Here is a 20,538-nt window from a genome sequence, read left to right as displayed (position 1 = left end):
GAATGGAGAGGACCCGAGGAGGACGCAATGTCGTACAGCGTGGACAAGACCGAAGACGAGTGGCGCAAGGAGCTCGGCGAAGAGCAGTACGCGGTGCTGCGCCAGGCCGCGACCGAGCGCGCCTGGACCGGAGAACTGCTCGACGAGGAGCGCGCCGGCCTGTACACGTGCGGAGCGTGCGGCGCCGAGCTGTTCAAGAGCGGCACCAAGTTCGACTCCGGGTGCGGGTGGCCCAGCTTCTACGAGTCGATCCGGCCCGACGCCGTTGAGCTCCTGGAGGACGACAGCCTGGGCATGGTGCGCACCGAGGTCCGCTGCGCCGCGTGCGGCTCGCACCTCGGGCACGTGTTCCCCGACGGCTTCGGCACTCCCACGGGCGACCGCTACTGCATGAACTCGATCGCGCTGAACTTCACGCCAGACGAGTCGTGAGCGCGCTCGACGCCGTCCGCGCACGACAGTCCTGGTCGAAGGTCGGAGACACCGCGCCCGGGCGGGAAGAACTGCTGACCCTGGTGGCCGCGGCCGGACGCGTCGCCGATCACTCCTCGCTGCGACCGTGGCGGCTGATCGAGCTGCGCGGCGCCGATCGAGAGGCCCTCGGAGCAGCGATCGCCCAGGCGCAGGGCGACGACTCCCCCTCGACGAAGCCGCTGCGCGCCCCCCTGCTGATCGCGGTGGTGGCCAGCTACCAGCCGAGCGAGAAGGTGCCGCGGTGGGAGCAGGAGGCCGTCGCCTCCGGCGTCGCCCACGTGCTCAGCCTCCTGCTGGACGAAGCAGGGTGGGGTGTGATCTGGCGCACCGGACATTACACGCGGTCGCAGCCGGTCGCGGCGATGCACGGCCTCGCCGACGACGAGGAACTGCTGGGCTGGCTGTACGTCGGCGACAAGCCGCCGGGGAAGTCGCCGGGCCGACGCAAGGCCGTCGACGCGCGCAGACTGCTGACGCGTCTCCCCTCGACCCAACCGGCCGTCGCCGCCGCCGAGCTCGCCGAGAACGAGAAGAAGGCCGAGGCGAACGCGGAGAAGAAGTCCGCCAAGAAGGCGAAGAAGAAGGCGAAGAAGGCCGCCAAGAAGGCGAAGAAGAAGGCCGCGAAGGAGAACCCCGCGTAGTCACCGGCGACGACGCCGCGGCACTGCCACGACGACCGACGCCACCGCGACGACGACCATCGCGATCACCTGCCACAGCGCCGGTCCCGCCTCCGCAGGCCACAGCACGTCGATCACCACCGAGGTCACCAGCTGGCCCAGCACCGAGCCGAGCCCCATCAGCAGCACTCCCGTGTGAGCCACGATGAACGCGCCGAGCAGGATGTACGCGGCACCGAGGAACCCGCCGAGGTAGAGCCACGGCTCGGCCGGGAGGGGGTCCGGCGCTCCGCGCAGCGCGACGCTCAGGGCCGCGGCGACCGCGAGCACGACCGTCCCGGCGATGAAGCTCATGAGCGTGGCGGCGATGGGCGACTGCACGCGCTGCGCTAAACGCCCGTTGGTCGCGGCCTGCCAGGCGATGCCCACTCCCGCGAGGAACGGCAGCACCAGCATCCACAGCGGAGCGGACGCCAGGACGTCGCCCGACAGGGAGATCGCGACCGCGGCGAGCGCCAGCGCCCCACCGAGCAGGCGACCGGGGGTCACCGCGACGACGCCCGCGGGCCCGAAGCCGATCCGGTCCAGCACCAGGCCGTGGAGCGTCTGCCCCGCCACCACGCCGACCGTGAACAGCGAGACGCCGAGGACGCCCGCTGTGAGCCCCTGCGTCGAGACCGTGAGGGCCCCGCACGCGCCGCCGAGGAGCATCCAGAACGGGACGGAGCGCCCGCGGATCCCCCGCCATAGCCGTACGGCACCGCGACGGGCGAACGGCAGGAGCGCGATCACGACCGCGAGAGCCACGAGCCCGACCGAGAAGGAGAGGAAGCCCGCGACGATGCCGTTGTCGACCCGTACGCCCAGCACCCCGTTGATCCGCGCCTGGATGGCGGTCATGACGCCGATGGCGACGGCTCCGCCGAGGGCCAGGGGCGCGGGGAGTCGACGGGCGTCTGTCACCCGTCGACCCTATCCGAGCCCCGGAGCCCGACGGCTCACGGCGCTCACGGGCGCAGCATGGTTGCCCCGGACGGCGCCCCCGCGCAAGCGGTCTCTCATCCATCCGGGGGAGGATGCGGAGCGCGCGGAAAGGTACCGCGGGCGGACGCGCGCGGCGGGCGCCGTCCGTAGCGTGGACGACATGATCACAGCAGAAGGCCTCACCAAGAGGTTCGGAGACAAGACGGCCGTCGATGACGTGTCGTTCACCGTCCGGCCGGGCACGGTCACCGGGTTCCTCGGCCCGAACGGTGCCGGGAAGTCGACGACCATGCGCCTGATCGTCGGACTCGACCGGCCCACCTCGGGTCGCGCTGCCGTCGGCGGGCGCGAGTACCGCAAGCTCCGCGCCCCGCTCACCGAGGTCGGGGTGCTCCTCGACGCGAAGGCCGTGCACACCGGGCGCAGCGCCAGGAATCATCTGCGGGCGATGGCCGCGACCCACGGCATCCCCGACTCGCGGGTCGACGAGGTGATCGACCTCGCCGGCATCGGCTCCGTCGCCCGCAAGCGCGCCGGGAAGTTCTCCTTGGGCATGGGCCAGCGCCTCGGGATCGCCTCGGCTCTGCTGGGTGACCCGCACACGTTGATCCTCGACGAGCCGGTCAACGGTCTCGACCCCGAGGGTGTGCGCTGGGTGCGGCAGTTCGTGCGCCACGCCGCCTCCGAGGGGCGGACCGTGCTGCTGTCGAGCCACCTGATGAGCGAGATGGCGCAGACCGCCGACCACGTGATCGTGATGGGACGCGGGCGTGTCCTCGCCGATGCTCCCCTCGCGGACCTCGTGCGTTCGTGGACCAGGAACACCGTTCGGGTGCGCACGCCGCGTCCCGCGGAGCTCGCCGCGGCCGTGGGGGCGCCGGACGTCGAGATCGTCAGCTCCGCGCCGGATCTGCTCGACATCGTCGGTCTCCCGGCCGCACGCATCGGCGACCTGGCTGCCGAACGCGGTATCCCCCTGCACGAACTCACGCCCACCACCGGCTCTCTCGAGGACGCCTATCTCGCTCTCACCGGCGACGCCGTCGAGTACCGCACGAAGGAGCTCTCATGACCACGCAGGCCCCCGTCGCCACGACACCGCGCGTCGACACCGGTCGCCGGCTCACCTTCTTCCGGGCCGTCCGCAGCGAGACCATCAAGCTCACCACGCTGCGCTCCACGTGGTGGTCCATCGCGATCGCCGCCGTCCTCACGATCGGCATCGCCATGCTGATCGCCCAGGCGGTGGACGTTCCGGGGTTCGAACCCATCCAGGCCGTGGTCATGCCGATCCAGTTCACGATGCTGTTGGCGGGCATCATCGGCGCGATCGCGGTGACCGGCGAGTACTCGACCGGCATGATCCGCTCGACGCTCACGGCCGTTCCGGTGCGCGGGGCCGTCCTGCTCGCGAAGTCGCTCGTGCTGGCGCTGTTTCTGTTCGTGTCCTCGCTCGTGATCTTCGGTGTCGCGGCCGTGGCGGTCGGGATGATCGTCGGTTCCCGCGATCAGAGCATCGACTGGTCCGACCCGTCGGCGTCGTTCCTGCCGATCCTGGTCGCATCGCTGTCGATGTCGGTGTTCGCACTGATCGGCGTCGCGTTCGGGTTCATCCTGCGCTCGGGCGCCGGCGCGATCGCCGCGACGGTGGGCCTGCTGTTCGTGCTGCCGATCGTCGGGAACTTCTTCTCGATGGCCGGTGAGGCGTGGGCGTGGGTGGTGGACGCCGCGACCTATCTTCCGGTGGCGGCCGCGCAGAGCGCGATCCTCCCGGGTGAGGGAGCGGCGCTCGAGGCCCCCGTCGCCTTTCTGACGCTCGCTTGCTGGGTGGTCGGAGCGCTGCTGGCCGCATGGGCGGTCCTGCGCACGCGCGACGCGTAGAGTCGGCCCGTGAGGAGAACGCGCAGCCGCAGCGACTCGATCCGTGAGGACGAGGAGCTGCGGCTTCCGCGTCCGCCCGGGGTGTTCCGACGTTTCTGGGCGCGGCACCCCGTGGTCGCCGACGTCCTCCTCACGGCGCTCTGCGTCCTGCTCACGCTGACACCGGCCGCGCGTCTGGACGCCCTGCCGGAGCCGTGGGCCGTCGTCCGTGCGATCGTCTGGCCCCTGGCCGTCCTCGCCGCCTGTGCCGCGCTGCTGTGGCGGCGGCGGCTCCCGCTGCTCCCGGCGGTCGCGGCGTACGCACTCGACGTGTTCTTTCTGCTCGCGGGTTCTCCGGGCAGCAGCCCGCTGCTCCTGATCGCGGGCTTCTCCCTCGCCGTCCACGGGTCGTCGCGCGCGGCCTGGGCGGCCTTCGGCTGGGGTGTCGCTGCGGTGTCGGCGGTCGCCGGCGCGCTGCTGCTGACCGGTGGCGTCACCCTCCAGTCGGGCCTCAACACGGTCCTGAGCACCGTGGTCCTCGGTCTCATCGGCACTCTGATCGGCGTGAACGTCGGCAATCGCCAGCGATACATCGACGCGGTGATCGACCGATCGCGGCAACTCCTGGTCGAACGCGATCAACAGGCCCAGCTGGCGGCGGCCGCGGAGCGCGCGCGGATCGCCCGCGAGATGCACGACATCGTGTCGCACTCGCTGACGGTGATCGTCGCCCTGTCGGAGGGTGCGGCCGCGACCCCCGATCACACGCAGGCCCGCGCGGCAGCCTCGACCGCTGCCGAGACGGCCAGGAGCGCGCTGACGGAGATGCGATCGATGCTGGGCGTACTGCGCGACGACGACTCGCCGCTCCCCCTCGCGCCGGTCGAGCCCGCCCAGCCGCGGGAGACGGTCGAAGCCGCCCAGCGCGCGGGGTACCCAGTGACGCTCACGGTGACGGGCACCGCCGACGTCCCGCCGTCCGTCGCCCACGCACTGGGCCGGATCGTGCAGGAGGGGGTGACGAACGCCATGCGCCACGCTCCTGCCGTCTCGATGATCGGTGTCTCGATCGGCTATTCCGACGACGAGGTCCGCGTCGAGGTTGTCAACGACGGCGTCTCCGGCACCGACGTCGGCGCGGGCGGCTTCGGCCTCCGCGGACTCACCGAACGCGCGGCGCATGTCCACGGCCGGCTGCACTCCGGACCGGACGGTCCCGGCCGATGGCGCCTGCACGCCCGACTGCCCCTCAGCCCGGTCGTCCCCGCGACGACACCCACCCCGGAGGACCCCTCATGACATCGCCGATCCGCGTGCTCCTCGTCGACGACCAGGAGCTGATCCGCCTCGGCTTCCGGATGGTGCTCGAGTCCGAACCCGACATCGTGGTCGTCGGGGAGGCGAAGGACGGCCGCGCGGCGATCGCCCAGAGCGCGGCCCTTGCGCCCGACCTCGTGCTCATGGACATCCGGATGCCCGAACTCGACGGCATCGCCGCCACGTCGGCCATCGTGCGCGACCACCCGGAGACCCGCGTGCTCGTGCTCACGACCTTCGACCTGGACGAGTACGCGTTCGGGGCGATCCGCGCGGGAGCGAGCGGGTTCCTCCTCAAGGACGCGCAGCGCCACGAGATGCTCGCAGCGGTGCGGGCCGTGCACCGTGGGGACGCCGCGCTCTCCCCCCGCATCACCCGCCTGCTGCTCGAGCACGTGGGGCCGCGGCTCGGATCCGGAACACCGGCGGAGCCCGACCGCGCGGATGCGTCCCGCTACGCCTCGCTGACCGACCGGGAGCAGGAGGTGTTCCTGGCGATCGGTCAGGGCCTGACCAATGCCGAGATCGCGCGCGCTCTCTATGTGGGCGAGTCCACCGTCAAGACGCACGTGGGCCGGGTGCTGGCCAAGCTCGACGCCCGCGATCGCATCCACGCGGTCATCCTCGCGCATCGGCTCGGACTCGTCGGCGACTGACGACTCAGGCGGCGGAGGTCGGCGTCCACGCCGAGACATCGTTCAGACGGTGCACCTCGTCGGACGACAGCTCGAGCCGTGCGCCCTCCAGCAGGTCGGGCACCTGATCCACGGAGCGGGCGCTCGCAATCGGGGCGACCACGGTCGGCTGGGCCCGGAGCCAGGCGAGCGACACCGCGGCGATCGAGGTTCCGCGGGCGTGCGCGACCTCGCCGAGCGCGTCGAGGACGCGCAGGCCCTGGTTGGTGGCGTAGCGCGCGGCACCCGCGGCCCTCGGCGACGCCTCGCCGCTGGCGTCGGTCGAGCGATACTTCCCGGTGAGGAACCCACTCGCCAGGGCGTAGTAGGGCACCAGCCCGAGTCCGAACTCCTCGGCGACCGGGATGATGGTGTCTTCCACGACGTTGCGGTGCACGAGGTTGTAATGCGGCTGGATCGCGATCGGCTGCGCGACCCCGAGCCGCCCGGCGATGTCGACCCACTCGCGAATGCGCTCGGCCGAGTAGTTCGACACCCCCACGTGTCGCACGAGGCCGTCGCTGACCAGCTGGCCGAACGCGGCGACCGTCTCCTCCAGCGGAACGGTCTCGTCGTCGAAGTGCGCGTAGTACAGGTCCAGCTCGTCGACGCCCAGCCGCGTCAGCGACGCCTCCGCTGCGGCGCGCACCGTGGTCGCGGAGAGCCCGGAGAAGTCCGGATGCTGGCTCACCTTAGTCGCGACGACGACACCGCGCGGGCGGCGCGAAGCCAGCCACTCCCCGATGATCTCCTCACTCTCCCCGCCCCGATTCCCCGGTACCCACGCACTGTACGAGTCCGCTGTGTCGATGAAGTCGCCGCCACCGTCGACATAGGCGTCGAAGACGGCGAAGGATGCGTCGCGATCGGCGGTCCAGCCGAACACGTTGCCACCGAGGGCGAGGGGGAAGACGTCGAGGTCACTGCTGCCGATGCGGGTCATGCTCATCACAACCGCGATCGCGATACTCGGCATTCCCGCGTGACGCCGCTCCGTCAGCGTCGTTACGCGGCGGACTCGCCCTGGTCGTAGATCTGCGACGGACGCCCGACGAGACGACTGTCCGGCGCGTGTGCGACCCGCGCGTCCTTTCCGTCGTATTCGAAGCGCGACAGCACGTAGCGGATGGCCTCGAGCCGCGCGCGCTTCTTGTCGTTCGAGCGCACCACGATCCACGGCGTGACCGGCGTGTCCGTGTGGAAGAACATCGCTTCCTTCGCCGTGGTGTAGTCGGCCCACCGGTCCATGCTCGCGATGTCGGTGGGGCTCAGCTTCCACTGCTTCACGGGATCCTCGCGGCGACGGTCGAACCGGCGGCGCTGCTCCGCTTCGCCCACCGAGAACCAGAGCTTGATCAGTCGGATGCCCGAGCCCACCAGCATCCGCTCGAATTCCGGAGCGGTTCGGAGGAACTCCTGGTATTCCTCATCGGTGCAGTACCCCATGACGCGCTCGACCCCGGCGCGGTTGTACCAGGAACGGTCCATGAGGACCATCTCACCGCCCGACGGCAGATGGGCCACGTACCGCTGGAAGTACCACTGCGTGCGCTCGGCGTCGGTCGGCTTGTCGAGAGCGACGACCCGGGCCCCGCGAGGGTTGAGATGCTCCATGAAGCGCTTGATGGCCCCGCCCTTGCCGGCTGCGTCGCGCCCCTCGAACAGGACCAACACCCGCTCCGCGCTGTGCTTCACATGCGCCTGCAGCTTGAGCAGCTCGATCTGGAGGAGGCGCTTCTCGGTCTCGTATTCCGCGCGGGAGAGCTTTTCCGAATACGGGTAGCCCTGCTGCCACTCGGGAACGTCCATCGTCAGCCTCCTGCGAACGGGGCGGCCGTAGGAGGCCTGAACAGATGCGCGCAGGTGGCCGGGGCGGGGTGCCGGCCACCTGCACATAAGTAACATAACACTCGCCAAAGTGTTACGCAAATGGCGCGGCGCGGCGGCGCACGACCTCCCCATACCTACCTCTAGGTATGGCATGATCCTTCTATGAGCACAGATGCGAGGGAATCCCTGCTACGCGCGGCGCAACAGCTGTATGCCGCCAACGGGGTGGCGGCGACCACCCCGCGGCAAGTCATCGAGCGAAGCGGTGTGGGACACGGGAGCCTCTATCACCACTTCCCTTCGAAGCGCGACCTGGCGCTCGCTGCCGTCGGCCGTTCGGTGGATGAAGCGTTGGCATCGTCCTCCGACGCCCTGAACGCCCACACCGAGTCGCGAGCGAGGATCGCCGCGTACCTCGAACGTCCCCGCGAGGCGACCTCGGGGTGCCGTATCGGTCGCCTCACGGCTGACCCCTTCGTCGCGGCCGACGAGGAGCTCAGCGCCTCCGTCGCCCGCTACTTCCTCGACCTCATCGGTCTCGTCGCCGACGTCTTCGAAGAGCAGGGGCTCGATGGGGGCGTCGCGCGCGACCGGGCTACGGCCGCGGTCGCGGTGATCCAGGGCGGGTATGTCCTGTCGCGAGCCACGGGGGACGAGCAGATGATGCGCGCCGCCGTCCGCGGGTTCCTCGGCCTCGTGGACACACCCCAGCGACAGGAGGGCGACTCATGACTCTGATCGCGCACCTCAGCGACCCGCATATGGACACATCTCCGCACCGACTGCGCCGGCTCGAGGCAGTGCTCGCAGCGGTGTCCTCCCTGCCCGACGTCGATGCGATCGTCCTCAGCGGCGATCTTGCCGACCACGGCGCCGCCGAGGAGTACGCCCAACTGTTCGCGACCCTCCCGGCGGACATACCGACGATCGTCGTACCCGGGAATCACGACCACAGCGAGACGATGCTCCACTCCCAGGCCCAGGCCGGTCTCAACCCGGCCCTGTCGGGCTTCATCGACGTGGGCGAGGTGCGCGTCATCGGGCTGGACTCGCACCTCGATGCTCGCGTCGAAGGCCACCTCACGCCGGACACGATCGACTTCGCGCGGCACGCAGCGAGCTCGGCCCCCGGCACCGCCCTTCTCGCACTGCACCATCCACCGGTGCCCGTCGGGCATGATGTCGCCGACGGGTGGAATCTCGAGAACACGAGCGACCTGGAGGCGCTGATCGTGGGGAACGCACGAATCATCGGCGTCCTGACCGGGCACGTGCACTCCGCCCTCGCCGCGTCGTTCGCCGGGGTACCGGTGCTCGGTGCCCCGGGCATCGTCTCCACGATGCGACTGGGAAGCAGGCTCAATCCGATCGCGGACGACACGGCGATGCCGGGGCTGGCCATTCACACCATCGACGGCACCGCCATCCGCACCGTGTTCCACTACCTGAGCCCCGCCGAGCTGTGAGACGCAACGCCCGCCATCCCCCGGAAATACAGGGATGGCGGGCGTTGCCGTCCGGAGCCGACTACGGGACTCGAACCCGTAACCCCCGTATTACAAGTACGGTGCGCTACCAATTGCGCCAAGTCGGCGGGTGCCATCAGCTTAGCGATGGCGGAGGCGCCGCTCGATTACGGCGCGGGCGTCGACGTGGCCGACGGCGTCGGAGTGGGGGTCGAGGTGGACTCGTAGTACGCCTCGCTCGCCACCGACATCACGAACGTGGACAGCTCCTGCGGGTCGTCGAGCGCCCCCACATAGGCCTCGCCGTTCACGACGATCATCGGGGCGGCGGTGAGGACCAGGTCGTCGGAACCGGCGAGCGGACCCTTGAGCGCCCGCGTGGTCGCTTCCTTCGCCCAGTTCACGAAGTCACCCTCCTCGATGCACTTGCGGACGACCTTCCCGTTGTCGACGCCGACCGCTCCAGCGAGGTTCGCCAGCTCCTGATCGGAGAGACCGTCGCTGCCGACCTCGGGCTGATCGTCGAGCAGGTCGTGATTGAACGCGTAGAACTGGTCGGGCGAGTGCGTCGCGACGCACGCCGCAGCTGCGGCCGAGCGCAGCGAGTACTTCGTGCCGTTGGAGCTGGCCGTCAGCAGGGCGACGGGGTGATAGCTCACTGTTGCCGCGCCGTCCTCGATCCACTGCGCGAGCAGTCGCGCGTTCGCGCGCTCGAACTTCCCCGCATCGGGCGACAGATAGTCGACGTAGACGTGCACGTCCACAGCCTGAGACGCGGTCGGATCCGGCGTGGGAGAAGCGGAGGCACCGGCCTCGGACGGCGTGGGCGTCGGCGTGGCGGGGGCTTCGGCGGAGGTGGCCATCGACGAGATGTCGGTCACCACGACGCCGTCCGACTCCATGCCGCTCGGGCTGAGCTGAGGCTTGGATACCTGCGACGTCACGGCCATGGTCACCGCGGTGCCGATGGCCCCGACGGCGATCACCGCGACCGCGCCGATGATGATCCGTCTCATCAGGCGGGCCCTCGACTGCTGGGCGTGCACCTTCTGGGCCTTCTCCCGCACGACCTCGCGGGAATTGCGAGGTGCGGGGACGTTCGGCGTTTCGTCGCTCGACATCGTTCCTCTTGAGTCTCGGGGGGTCCGGGTTGGCCCCGACCGTCGCCCGGCGACGATCGCCGCAGAACGCGGCCGGATTCGATGCTAGTCAGTGAGGCTGAGAAATACCCAGGTACGGCCGATCGTGCCATACTGAACCCGACCCGATGGCGGGTCACGGCGGGTCACTCCGCCGCTTCATTCACTACGGATCGTCCGGCACGTACCTGCCGGTGAAGGAGAAACACGATGGCATCTGTGACTTTCGACGAGGCCACCCGCCTCTACCCCGGCGGAACCCGTCCGGCCGTCGACAAGCTCAACCTCGAGGTGGGCGACGGTGAATTCCTCGTCCTCGTCGGCCCTTCCGGTTGTGGTAAGTCCACCTCGCTCCGCATGCTCGCCGGCCTCGAAGAGGTCAACTCCGGCCGCATCCTGATCGGTGACCGCGACGTCACCGACGTGCCGCCGAAGGACCGCGACATCGCGATGGTCTTCCAGAACTACGCCCTGTACCCCCACATGACGGTCGCCGAGAACATGGGCTTCGCGCTCAAGATCGCCGGCGTCGGCAAGGAGGAGCGCGCCGCCCGTGTCCTGGAGGCCGCCAAGCTCCTCGACCTCGAGCAGTACCTGACCCGCAAGCCGAAGGCCCTGTCGGGTGGTCAGCGTCAGCGCGTCGCGATGGGCCGCGCCATCGTCCGTCAGCCGCAGGTGTTCCTCATGGACGAGCCGCTGTCGAACCTCGACGCCAAGCTCCGCGTGCAGACCCGTACGCAGATCGCGTCGCTGCAGCGCCGTCTCGGCGTCACCACGGTCTACGTCACGCACGACCAGACCGAGGCGCTCACGATGGGCGACCGGATCGCCGTGCTGAAGGACGGCCTGCTGCAGCAGGTCGGCTCGCCGCGCGACCTGTACGAGAAGCCGAACAACGTCTTCGTCGCCGGCTTCATCGGCTCCCCCGCCATGAACCTGTTCGCGGCGGACCTCGCCGACGGCGGCGTGCGCTTCGGCACCGAGGTCGTCCCGCTCGACCGCGACACGGTCGGCCGCGCCAACGGCTCGCAGGTCACGGTCGGCGTCCGCCCCGAGGACATCACCGTGGGTCCGGCCGACGGCAAGGGCCTGTCGGTCGTCGTCGACCTCGTCGAGGAGCTCGGCGCCGACGGCTACCTCTACGGCCACACCGAGATCAACGGCAAGCGCGCCGACCTCGTGGCCCGCGTGGACGGCCGCAACCACCCGAACGCCGGTGAGACCGTGACCCTCGCGGCCAACGCCGGTCACGTGCACGCCTTCGACCAGGAGACGGGCGACCGCCTGAACGACAAGCCGGTCGTCTCCGCCTGATCGGACATACCATCCGCGGCGCGGGCTGACTTCGGTCGCCCGCGCCGCGCTCGTTTCCCCTCAGGAGCATCCATGCAGGAGTCGCTGCGCATCACCGCCAGCACCGTCGACCCGGGGCTCCTCGCGCTGCCCTGGTCGACCAGCCTCGCCAAGTGGCCGTCCGAGCACATCGTGTCGCTGCCGAAGGGGCTGTCCCGGCATCTCGTGCGCTTCGCGGACCTCTCCGGTCGGGTCGTCGCCGTCAAGGAGACCACCGCCGCGATGGCGCAGCGCGAGTACGACATGCTCGGCAACCTCGCCCGCCTCGACGTCCCCTGCGTCGCCAGGGTCGCCGTGATCGCCGGGCGCACCGATGCCGCCGGCGAGCCCCTCCCCGCGGCGCTCGTCACCTCGCACCTCCGCTTCTCGATGCCGTATCGCGCGCTGTTCACACGCGTGCTCCGACCCGACACGGCCACGCGACTCGTCGACGCGCTCGCCCTGCTCCTGGTGCGCCTCCACAACGTCGGCTTCTACTGGGGCGACGTGTCGCTGTCGAACACCCTCTTCCGCCGCGACGCCGGCGCGTTCGCGGCCTACCTCGTGGATGCGGAGACCGGCGAGCTTCACGAGGAGGGCCTGACGGACGGCCAGCGCGCGTACGACCTCGACCTCGCCAGGACGAACATCGCGGGCGAGATCATGGACCTCGCGGCGGGCGGTCGGCTCGAGCACGGCGTGGATGCGGTCGCGATCGCCGACGGCATCGTGTCCTCCTACCGCTCGCTCTGGGCGGAGCTCACGGCGCAGGAGTCGTTCTCGGCAGCCGAGACCTGGCGCATCACCGAGCGCGTCGAACGCCTCAACGCGCTCGGCTTCGACATCGACGAGATGTCCATGTCGACGACCGCCGACGGGACGGTGGTCGAGATCCAGCCGAAGGTGGTGGATGCCGGCCACCACCAGCGCCGCCTCATCCGGCTGACGGGACTCGACGTGGAGGAGAACCAGGCGAGACGCCTGCTCAACGACCTCGACGAGTTCCGTGCCCGCTCGACCAAGCAGTGGGCGGACGAGGAGATGTACGCGCATGAGTGGCTCACGCGCGTGTTCGAGCCCGTCGTCCGCGCCATCCCCTACGACCTGCGCGCCAAGCTGGAGCCCGCCGAGGTGTTCCACCAGGTGTTGGAGCACCGCTGGTACCTGTCGCAGGCGCAGGGCCGCTCGATCCCCCTCGCGGAAGTCCTGACCAGCTACATCAACGACGTGCTGCGCCACCGCCGCGACGAAGCGACCATCATGGGACCGCCGACCGAGACCATGAGCCTCCCGGTGATCACCGGCACGCTCTCGCTCGCCGATGACGAGGACGAGGTCGACTGGCGCGACCTCGTCTGAACGCCGCCCTCAGTAGCCGACCGTGAACCGCTCGCGGTGGTGGTTGCCCTGCTCGATCTCGTCCACGACGGCCACGGCGAAGTCCGCGCCGGAGATGTACGACTTCCCCTCCTCGTCGCGCACCAGCACGTCGCCGCCGTCGCGGTAGCGACCCGTCCGCTCCCCCTCGGCCCAGGGGCCGAAGACCTCGGCGGGGTGCACGAAGAACCAGTCCAGCGCGGGATCGGTCTCCTCGAGCAGCGCGAGCGAGTCGATGCCCACCTGCGCCTCGTGCTTGTACTCCTCCGGGAAGTCGAGGTCGAAGAGCCTCGGCCCCTCCGGAGCGACCAGGCTGCCGCCGGCACCGCCGACCACACCGAGCCGTGTCTCGGTCCCGGCGAGCACGCCGATCACCGTGGTGAGGGCCTCCAGTACCCGATCCTCCATGTCACCGCGGGGCGACAGCGCGGACACCACGGCATCCGCACCCGCGAAAGCCTCCCGCAGCGACGCCGCGTCGAGGGCGGATCCCTGCACGTATGCGGCGCCGGCGACCGGGTCGGACGGCGTCGTGCGGGAGATCGCGACGACCGCATGATCGCGGCTCACCGCCTCCGACACGATGTGCCGTCCGGCGTAACCGGTTCCTCCGAGGACGATGATGCGCGCCATGCTCTGCCTTTCTCGTGCGGTCAGTCCGCCGCGCGGACGGTCGCCACCTGGTACAGGGCGACCGACGCGGCGATCCCGGCGTTCAGCGACTCCGTCGCCGCCGAGATGGGGATGGAGACGATCTGGTCGCAGGTCTCGGTCACCAGACGCGACAGGCCCTTGCCCTCGGAGCCGACGACGATCACGACCGGTCGATCCGCGAGCTGCAGCTCGGGCAGCGACACATCTCCATCGCCGTCGAGCCCCAGCACGAACACGCCCTGCTTCTTGAACTCCTTGAGCTGCGTGGTGAGGTTCGTCGCGAGGGCGACGGGGATGCGCGCGGCGGCACCCGCACTGGTCTTCCACGCCGCCGAGTTGACACCGGCGGAACGGCGCTGCGGCAGGATGATGCCGTGGCCGCCGAACGCCGCCGTCGAGCGGATGATCGCGCCGAGGTTGCGCGGGTCGGTCACGCCGTCGAGCGCCACGAACAGCGGCGTATCCCCGCGGTCGATGACCTGCTCGAGCAGATCCTGCGGGTGCGCGTACTCGTACGGCGGCACCTTCAGCGCGACGCCCTGGTGCACGCCGTCGAAACCCGCCATGCGGTCGAGCTCCTGGCGCGTGACCTCCAGCACCGGGATGTCGCGGTGAGTCGCGATCGACAGCATCTCCTTGACGCGATCGTCCATCTCGACACGCTGCGCGATGTACATCGCCGACGCCGGGATCTTGGCCCGCAGCGCCTCCAGCACCGAGTTGCGGCCCGTCACCGTCTCGGTGTCGGTGGTGTTGTCCTTGGCACGGGCCGTGCGGTTGGGGCTGCCACCCGACGGGCGCCCGCCGGGCTTGCCCTTACCGCCCGCCGCGGCGTAGCGCTCGGCCGCGGCCTTGCGCTTCCCGGCCGGGTGCCATGCGCGGTCCTCCGCCTTCGGGGTGGGACCGCGGCCCTCGAGCGCCTTGCGCCCGAGACCACCGGTGCCCTTCGTGGGGCCCTTCTTCTTGCCCTTGCTCGCGCCGGGGCGCCCTGGCTTAGTCATCGATGCTCCAATGAGTTCCGGCCGGAGTGTCCTCCAGCGTGATTCCTGCGGCAGCGATCGCATCACGGATGCGATCCGCCGCCGCCCAATCCTTGTCCGCCCGCGCCTGCGCACGCTGCGTGATCATCTCCTGCACCAGCGCGTCCAGTGCGGCCGCCCGGGCGTCGCCCGCGGCCGTGGCGTCGCTCGGTCGGAGACCGAGCACCGACGTCATCGCCGACACCGCGCGCGCCGCCTGCGCGGCCGCGTCGCGGTCTCCCGCGTCGAGCGCGGAGTTTCCCGCCCGCACGGTCTCATGCACGACCGCGAGCGCCTGGGGAACGCCGAGATCGTCGTCCATCGCAGCGGCGAAGGCCGACGGCAGGTCTTCGCGACTCTCGGCGGCGTCCACCTCCGCGACACGCGCCGCCCGCTCCAGGAAGGTACGGATACGACCGAGGGCCGCCTCCGCCTCCGCCCACGAGGACTCCGACAGGTCGAGGCTCGAGCGGTAGTGCGCGGCAGCGAGCGCATAGCGCACCACCAGCGGGTCGTGCGCGTCGAGCACGTCACGGGCGAGCGTGAAGTTGCCGAGCGACTTCGACATCTTCTGCCCGTCCACCGTCACCAGGCCGTTGTGCACCCAGTACCGCGCGAAGCCGTCCCCCGCTGCCGTCGACTGCGCGAGCTCGTTCTCATGGTGAGGGAAGCGGAGGTCGAGCCCGCCGCCGTGGATGTCGAACTCGTCGCCGAGGTAACGCTTCGACATCGCCGAGCACTCGATGTGCCATCCCGGTCGCCCGAGACCCCACGGCGAACGCCACGTGGCGTCGGCCGGCTCATCCGGCTTCGACGCCTTCCAGAGCGCGAAGTCCTGCGGATTGCGCTTGCCCCGGGGGTCCGCATCCTCCGCCGCCTCCATCGCGTCGACCGACTGATGCGTGAGCGCGCCGTACTGCGCCCACGACCGCACGTCGAAGTAGACGTCGCCGGAGCCGTCGGGCGCGGGATAGGCGTGCCCGCGGTCGATGAGGCGCGTGATCAGCTCCTGCATCTGCGGCACCGAGGCCGTGGCACGGGGCTCGTAGGTGGGCGGCAGGATGCCGATGCCCGCATACGCCGCGGTGAACTCCTGCTCCATCCGATACGCCAGCGCCCACCACGGCTCCTCCGGTGTGGCGTTCTGCAGCACCTTGTCATCGATGTCGGTGACGTTGCGCACGAACGTGACGCGACCGTAGCGGTGCTCGAGCCACCGGCGCAGCAGGTCGAAGCTCAGCGCGGCCCTGACGTGACCGATGTGGGGTCCGGACTGCACCGTCGGTCCGCACACGTACATCGTGATGTTCTCGGAGTCGAGAGGCACGAAGTCGCGCAGCAGCTGTGCGCGGGTGTCGTAGAGGCGGAGGGTCACCGGTCAAGCCTACTCGGCGGGCGCGCGGCGCTCCTGATCGTGTCGCGGATACGCTCGGCTCAGCGGTGCGGGCCGTCCACCGGCACCACGAGTGCGACGGCCGTGACCGCGATGCCTTCTCCGCGGCCGGGGAAGCCCAGGGCGTCGGTCGTCGTCGCAGTGACCGACACGGGAGCGCCCCCGAGCGCCGCGGACAGCGCGCGCTCCGCCTCGACACGGCGGGCGCTGAATCGCGGACGGTTGCCCTGGAACTGCACGGAGACGTTCCCGATCGAGAAGCCGGCTTCGGCGAGCAGCCGCCGCGTCGCCGACAGGAACACGTCGGCGTGCGCGCCCGCAAACTCCGGATGCGCCGTGCCGAAGTGGGTGCCGATGTCACCCAGCCCCGCCGCGCCGAGCAGGGCGTCGACAATGGCGTGCGCGACCGCGTCGCCGTCGGAATGACCCGACAGCGGCTGTTCGCCCGGCCACTCCAGCCCGGCGAGCCACAGGTCGCCCTCGCCGCCGAACGCGTGCACGTCGGTTCCGATGCCCACGCGCGGTAGAGCGCTTGCGCCGCGGTCTCGCCGCGCACCCGTGCTCGGGGGCGCCGTCGCGAGGAGAGCCCTGGCACGCTCGAGGTCGTCGGGAGTGGTGATCTTGAACGATCGTTCCGAACCAGGGACGAGGCGGACCGTGTGACCGGCCGCGGCGAACAGCGCCGCGTCGTCCGTGTACTCCGCGCCCTCCTCGGCGGCACGCGCGTACGCCGCCTCGAGCGCGTCGCGCGGGAAGCCCTGCGGCGTCTGCGCCGCGGCGAGCTCGGAGCGGTCGACGGTGCCGGTCACGACGCCGCCGTCCACCCGCTTGAGGGTGTCGACGACGGGAAGCACCGGAAGCGCGGCCGCCTGCGCCGTGACGGCCGCGGCGACCGCATCGATGACGGACGGCGGGGTGAGCGCCCGCGCCGCATCGTGGACGAGCACCGTCGTCACGTCTCCCCAGAGAGCCGCCAACCCCGCGGCGACGGATTCCTGACGGGTGGCGCCTCCCGTGACCACGCGGCCGAGATCGGCGCGGTCGCCCGCGGCGGCGAGAAGCTCGGTCTGCGCATCGCCCTCGTGCCCGGCCGGCGCGACCACGATGACCTGCAGGGGCTGCGCCGCGAACACCCCGTCGAGGGCGTGGCGCAGGATCGTGCGATTGTCGATGCCGACGAACGCCTTCGGGGCGCGCGCCTCCAGTCGGGTGCCGGAGCCGGCGGCGACGATGATGATCGCGGTGTGCGGGACGGGAACGATGCTCACGCCTTCACGTTACCGGCGGAGACGACGAAAGGCGGGTGCCGCAGCACCCGCCTCTCGTCGTGAAGAAGTCAGGAGGCGAGGACCTCGTCGAGCAGGGTGCCCGCCTTGTCCTCGTCGATCTTCTCTGCCAGCGCCAGCTCCGAGATGAGGATCTGACGAGCCTTCGCCAGCATCCGCTTCTCGCCGGCGGAAAGCCCGCGGTCCTGGTCGCGACGCCACAGGTCGCGCACGACCTCGCTCACCTTGATGACATCGCCGGAGGCGAGCTTCTCCAGGTTCGCCTTGTAGCGACGGGACCAGTTGGTGGGCTCCTCCGTGAAGGGAGCGCGCAGCACCTCGAACACGTGATCGAGGCCCTCCTTGCCGATCACGTCGCGAACGCCGACCAGGTCGACATTCTCGGCCGGGACCTCGATGATGAGATCGCCCTGCGTGACGTTGAGCTTCAGGTACTTCTTCGTCTCGCCCTTGATGACGCGTTCCTTGACCTCGATGATGGTCGCAGCGCCATGGTGCGGATAGACGACGGTCTCGCCAACCTCAAAAAGCATAAAAACATGTCCTTTCGGCAACCTCAAGGATACCACAGGGGATATGCGCTAAGGTTCGCGCTTCCTCGTCCACGCCCCGCTGACACATACCCATAGAATGGGTACGGATATCCCGCCGGACCTCAGGAGGACCCGTGAAATCGCGCCTTGTCGCGTCTGCCGCCATCAGCGCCCTCGTTCTGCTCGGCGCGACCGGGTGCACGTTCATCACGCCGCAGTCGACCAAGATCGAGTACGCGGCCTCCGACGGCGTGAACGTCTCCGACAAGGACGGCCCGATCGACGTGCGGAACGCCCTGGTCATCGCGAACGAAGACGGCTCCGTCGGCAACTTCGTCGGCGCGATCGTCAACCCGACGCAGGACCGCGCCACCCTCACCATCACCCTGGAGGGCGTCGACCCGTTCACGGTCACCGTCTCCGCCGGCCAGACCATCAGCCTCGGCTCCGACGAGGAGCCGCTGCGCATCGTCGGGCTCGACACGAAGCCCGGCGCCACGGTCGACATCCACTTCCAGTCCGGCGACTCGGCCGGCGTCACGACCGCGGTGCCCGTGCTCGACGGCACCCTCCCTTACTACTCGGACCTCGCCCCCGAGGGCGACTGACACCGCACGAACGCACGAGGCCGGCACCCACGGGTGCCGGCCTCTTCGCGTCCCCCGTCGTCAGCCCTCGAAGCGGTAGCCCAGACCGCGCACGGTCACGAGCATCACGGGCTCGCTCGGGTTCTCCTCGATGCGGGACCGGATCCGCTTGATGTGCACGTCGAGCGTCTTCGTGTCACCGAAGTAGTCGCTCCCCCACACCCGGTCGATCAGCTGCCCCCGCGTGAGCACGCGCCCGGAGTTGCGCATCAGGACCTCGAGGAGCTCGAACTCCTTCAGCGGCATGTTGATCTGCTCCCCCGCGACCGACACCGTGTGGCGATCGATGTCGAGCGACACGCGTCCGCCCTCGAGCACCCTCTCGTCGAGCTCGCCCTCGGCCTGGACGACCCGACGCAGAACGGCCCGCATCCTGGCCAGCAGCTCCCGCGACGAGTACGGCTTGGTGATGTAGTCGTCGGCGCCCAGTTCGAGCCCCACCACGATGTCGACCTCGGAGTCCTTCGCGGTCAGCATGATGATCGGGATGGCCGACGTCGACCGGATCTGACGACACACCTCGGTGCCGGGCATCCCCGGCAGCATCAGGTCCAGCAGCACGATGTCGGCACCGCGCTCCCGGAACGCCGCCATCGCACCGGGACCGTCCTCGGCGATCTCCACCTCGTACCCCTCGCGGCGCAGCAGATACGCGAGGGGATCGGCGAGGTCGGGCTCGTCTTCGACGAGAAGGATGCGGGTCATGCGGTCTCTCCGTTTCGGACGCGCGAGCCGGCCGACCTGGCCGCTTTCCGCGCACGCTTCTTCTTGTTCTTCTTGTCACGATCGGCGTTCGCCGGCGCGGCGATCTGCGGAAGACGGATCGTGAAGGTGGAGCCACGGCCCGGCCGGGACCACAGGCGCACCTCGCCGCCGTGGCGCTGCGTGGCGTGCTTCACGATCGACAGTCCGAGCCCTGTGCCGCCGGTGCGGCGCGAGCGCGCCTCGTCCGCACGGTAGAAGCGCTCGAAGATCCGCTCCCTGTCGGCCTCCGCGATCCCGATGCCCTGATCGGACACGGCGATCTCGACCACGTCGTCGTCGGCCCGCACCCCCACACCTACGCGCGAGCCGCGCGGGGAGTACACGATCGCGTTGGCGATCAGGTTGCCCACCGCCTCGATGAGGATCTGCGCGTCGCCGCGCACCCACACGCCGCGGTCGCCCCCGCGGGCGAGCTCCACCCCCGCCGAATCGGCCTGCACGACGTGCGCCTCGATGGACGAGGCGATGACCTCATCGATCGAGACGGGTCCGACCTCCGTCAGGCCGTCCTCCGCCTGCAGGCGGGACAGGCTCATGATGCGGCCGGTGAGCTGTCCGAGCCGATTGGCCTCCGCCGAGATGCGCGACGCGAAGACGCGCACCTGTGCGGGATCGTCGGCGGCGGACTCGATCGCCTCCGCGAGCAGGCTCACCGCCCCCACCGGGGTCTTGAGCTCATGACTCGTGTTCGCCACGAAGTCCCGACGCATCTGGTCCAGGCGCTCCTGCTCGGTGACATCCCGCACGATCAGCAGCACCAGGCGCGCCCCGATCGCACTCGCCCGTGCCGACACCAGGCGCGGATCGAGGCTGAGCCCTCCGCGAGTGATGCGCAGCGACTCCATCGCCGTGTCGCCCGACGCACGGACGCCGCGCACCAGCTGCCGCAGCTCCGGGTTCTCCAGCGTGGAACCGACCTCGATGCCGAACCGCGCCGCCGCCCGCGAGGTCGCGAGCACGAGTCCCGAGGCGTCGACGACGCAGGCCGCGTCGTCCATGCTGCCGAGCACATCCGTGATCCCCTGCGGGATCGACGTCGACGTCTCCTCCTCCGCACGCGCCCTCGCCCGGTAGGCCCAGACGACCAGAAGCGACATCCCGACGCCGATCACCAGCCCGATGGCAAGGGAGGACAGCGCGAGCTGCGGCAGGGTCATGACTCCAGCGT

General features: G+C 70.1%; 22 protein-coding genes, 1 tRNA gene and 1 pseudogene. 12 read left to right on the top strand and 12 right to left on the bottom strand.

Translation table 11 applies throughout. The features are described 5' to 3' along the window. Positions 1–27: 27 nt before the first annotated feature. Both msrB and DW297_RS09020 read left to right on the top strand, forming a co-directional pair. Positions 28–432 (top strand): peptide-methionine (R)-S-oxide reductase MsrB, encoded by a 405-nt coding sequence (gene msrB / locus DW297_RS09025; RefSeq protein WP_136031528.1) that lies wholly within the window; start codon positions 28–30, stop codon positions 430–432. After that, positions 429–1,115, top strand: a complete 687-nt coding sequence (locus DW297_RS09020) for a nitroreductase family protein (RefSeq protein WP_136031526.1) — start codon at positions 429–431, stop codon at positions 1,113–1,115. Before msrB ends, DW297_RS09020 begins: the two co-directional genes overlap by 4 nt. On the opposite strand, the gene DW297_RS09015 is transcribed toward DW297_RS09020, so the two are convergent. After that, positions 1,116–2,027, bottom strand: a complete 912-nt coding sequence (locus tag DW297_RS09015; RefSeq protein ID WP_136031603.1) for a DMT family transporter — start codon at positions 2,025–2,027, stop codon at positions 1,116–1,118. It lies immediately after the preceding gene. A gap of 211 nt (positions 2,028–2,238) precedes the next feature. On the opposite strand from DW297_RS09015, the gene DW297_RS09010 reads away from it, so the two are divergent. Genes DW297_RS09010 through DW297_RS08995 form a run of 4 tightly spaced genes read left to right on the top strand, consistent with a single transcriptional unit; the run spans position 2,239 to position 5,911 of the window. Further along, positions 2,239–3,150 carry an ABC transporter ATP-binding protein gene (locus tag DW297_RS09010; RefSeq protein WP_136031524.1) on the top strand — a complete coding sequence of 304 codons (912 nt, stop codon included), beginning with the start codon at positions 2,239–2,241 and terminating at the stop codon, positions 3,148–3,150. Continuing rightward, entirely contained in the window at positions 3,147–3,959 is an 813-nt protein-coding gene (locus DW297_RS09005; RefSeq protein WP_136031522.1) for an ABC transporter permease, read from the top strand. Before DW297_RS09010 ends, DW297_RS09005 begins: the two co-directional genes overlap by 4 nt. A gap of 9 nt (positions 3,960–3,968) precedes the next feature. After that, positions 3,969–5,237 carry a sensor histidine kinase gene (locus tag DW297_RS09000; RefSeq protein ID WP_136031519.1) on the top strand — a complete coding sequence of 423 codons (1,269 nt, stop codon included), beginning with the start codon at positions 3,969–3,971 and terminating at the stop codon, positions 5,235–5,237. Beyond that, complete coding sequence (locus DW297_RS08995; protein ID WP_136031517.1) at positions 5,234–5,911, top strand: response regulator; 678 nt, start codon at positions 5,234–5,236, stop codon at positions 5,909–5,911. The genes DW297_RS09000 and DW297_RS08995 overlap by 4 nt, the downstream gene beginning before the upstream one ends. Positions 5,912–5,915: 4 nt before the next feature. Here the strand turns inward: DW297_RS08995 and DW297_RS08990 are convergent, their stop codons facing one another. Together DW297_RS08990 and ppk2 are read right to left on the bottom strand one after the other, a co-directional pair. After that, complete coding sequence (locus tag DW297_RS08990) at positions 5,916–6,872, bottom strand: aldo/keto reductase (protein WP_136031601.1); 957 nt, start codon at positions 6,870–6,872, stop codon at positions 5,916–5,918. Between the two features lie 62 nt (positions 6,873–6,934). Then, positions 6,935–7,738, bottom strand: coding sequence for a polyphosphate kinase 2 (gene ppk2, locus DW297_RS08985; protein WP_206252979.1), 804 nt, complete (start codon positions 7,736–7,738; stop codon positions 6,935–6,937). A gap of 183 nt (positions 7,739–7,921) precedes the next feature. Between ppk2 and DW297_RS19455 the strand changes: the two are divergent. The 3 genes and pseudogenes from DW297_RS19455 to DW297_RS08975 all read left to right on the top strand — a co-directional run. Then, positions 7,922–8,074, top strand: a pseudogene (locus tag DW297_RS19455) (TetR/AcrR family transcriptional regulator); the annotation flags it as partial. A 36-nt stretch (positions 8,075–8,110) separates the two neighbouring features. Continuing rightward, positions 8,111–8,491, top strand: a complete 381-nt coding sequence (locus DW297_RS08980; RefSeq protein ID WP_240744569.1) for an LmrA/YxaF family transcription factor — start codon at positions 8,111–8,113, stop codon at positions 8,489–8,491. After that, positions 8,488–9,225 carry a metallophosphoesterase gene (locus DW297_RS08975; RefSeq protein ID WP_136031513.1) on the top strand — a complete coding sequence of 246 codons (738 nt, stop codon included), beginning with the start codon at positions 8,488–8,490 and terminating at the stop codon, positions 9,223–9,225. The genes DW297_RS08980 and DW297_RS08975 overlap by 4 nt, the downstream gene beginning before the upstream one ends. Before the next feature lie 55 nt (positions 9,226–9,280). On the opposite strand, the gene DW297_RS08970 is transcribed toward DW297_RS08975, so the two are convergent. Together DW297_RS08970 and DW297_RS08965 are read right to left on the bottom strand one after the other, a co-directional pair. Further along, positions 9,281–9,353 (bottom strand) — tRNA-Thr (locus tag DW297_RS08970). 39 nt (positions 9,354–9,392) lie between these two features. Then, the gene (locus DW297_RS08965; RefSeq protein WP_136031511.1) at positions 9,393–10,346 is read right to left on the bottom strand and encodes a DsbA family protein; all 954 of its coding nucleotides are present in this window, start codon (positions 10,344–10,346) and stop codon (positions 9,393–9,395) included. Positions 10,347–10,574: 228 nt separating this feature from the next. On the opposite strand from DW297_RS08965, the gene DW297_RS08960 reads away from it, so the two are divergent. Together DW297_RS08960 and DW297_RS08955 are read left to right on the top strand one after the other, a co-directional pair. Further along, positions 10,575–11,678: an ABC transporter ATP-binding protein gene (locus tag DW297_RS08960; RefSeq protein WP_136031508.1), complete on the top strand. Its 1,104-nt coding sequence runs from the start codon at positions 10,575–10,577 to the stop codon at positions 11,676–11,678. A gap of 72 nt (positions 11,679–11,750) precedes the next feature. Beyond that, entirely contained in the window at positions 11,751–13,055 is a 1,305-nt protein-coding gene (locus tag DW297_RS08955; protein WP_136031506.1) for a DUF4032 domain-containing protein, read from the top strand. Between the two features lie 9 nt (positions 13,056–13,064). Here the strand turns inward: DW297_RS08955 and DW297_RS08950 are convergent, their stop codons facing one another. The 5 genes from DW297_RS08950 to DW297_RS08930 all read right to left on the bottom strand — a co-directional run bounded on the left by DW297_RS08950 (position 13,065) and on the right by DW297_RS08930 (position 17,958). Continuing rightward, the gene (locus DW297_RS08950) at positions 13,065–13,706 is read right to left on the bottom strand and encodes an NAD(P)-dependent oxidoreductase (RefSeq protein ID WP_136031504.1); all 642 of its coding nucleotides are present in this window, start codon (positions 13,704–13,706) and stop codon (positions 13,065–13,067) included. A gap of 20 nt (positions 13,707–13,726) precedes the next feature. Next, the gene (gene rlmB, locus DW297_RS08945) at positions 13,727–14,728 is read right to left on the bottom strand and encodes a 23S rRNA (guanosine(2251)-2'-O)-methyltransferase RlmB (protein WP_136031502.1); all 1,002 of its coding nucleotides are present in this window, start codon (positions 14,726–14,728) and stop codon (positions 13,727–13,729) included. Continuing rightward, complete coding sequence (gene cysS / locus DW297_RS08940) at positions 14,721–16,121, bottom strand: cysteine--tRNA ligase (protein WP_136031500.1); 1,401 nt, start codon at positions 16,119–16,121, stop codon at positions 14,721–14,723. Before cysS ends, rlmB begins: the two co-directional genes overlap by 8 nt. Positions 16,122–16,180: 59 nt before the next feature. Next, a complete protein-coding gene (ispD, locus tag DW297_RS08935; RefSeq protein ID WP_136031498.1) occupies positions 16,181–17,407 on the bottom strand; it encodes a 2-C-methyl-D-erythritol 4-phosphate cytidylyltransferase in 1,227 nt (408 codons plus the stop codon). 68 nt (positions 17,408–17,475) lie between these two features. Next, on the bottom strand, positions 17,476–17,958 hold the full coding sequence (locus DW297_RS08930; protein WP_136031496.1) for a CarD family transcriptional regulator: 483 nt from the start codon (positions 17,956–17,958) through the stop codon (positions 17,476–17,478). 134 nt (positions 17,959–18,092) lie between these two features. Between DW297_RS08930 and DW297_RS08925 the strand changes: the two genes are divergently transcribed. Beyond that, the gene (locus DW297_RS08925; RefSeq protein ID WP_136031494.1) at positions 18,093–18,566 is read left to right on the top strand and encodes a DNA modification methylase; all 474 of its coding nucleotides are present in this window, start codon (positions 18,093–18,095) and stop codon (positions 18,564–18,566) included. 60 nt (positions 18,567–18,626) lie between these two features. On the opposite strand, the gene DW297_RS08920 is transcribed toward DW297_RS08925, so the two are convergent. Together DW297_RS08920 and DW297_RS08915 are read right to left on the bottom strand one after the other, a co-directional pair. Beyond that, on the bottom strand, positions 18,627–19,310 hold the full coding sequence (locus DW297_RS08920) for a response regulator transcription factor (protein WP_136031492.1): 684 nt from the start codon (positions 19,308–19,310) through the stop codon (positions 18,627–18,629). Further along, the gene (locus tag DW297_RS08915) at positions 19,307–20,527 is read right to left on the bottom strand and encodes a sensor histidine kinase (RefSeq protein WP_136031490.1); all 1,221 of its coding nucleotides are present in this window, start codon (positions 20,525–20,527) and stop codon (positions 19,307–19,309) included. Before DW297_RS08915 ends, DW297_RS08920 begins: the two co-directional genes overlap by 4 nt. Positions 20,528–20,538: the final 11 nt, after the last annotated feature.

Origin of the sequence: Microbacterium sp. PF5 (genome assembly GCF_004794315.1) — a bacterium.
Lineage (GTDB): Bacteria > Actinomycetota > Actinomycetes > Actinomycetales > Microbacteriaceae > Microbacterium > Microbacterium sufflavum.
The sequence above is the reverse complement of the archived record's forward strand: the minus strand, read 5'-3'. Positions and strand labels throughout refer to the sequence as shown.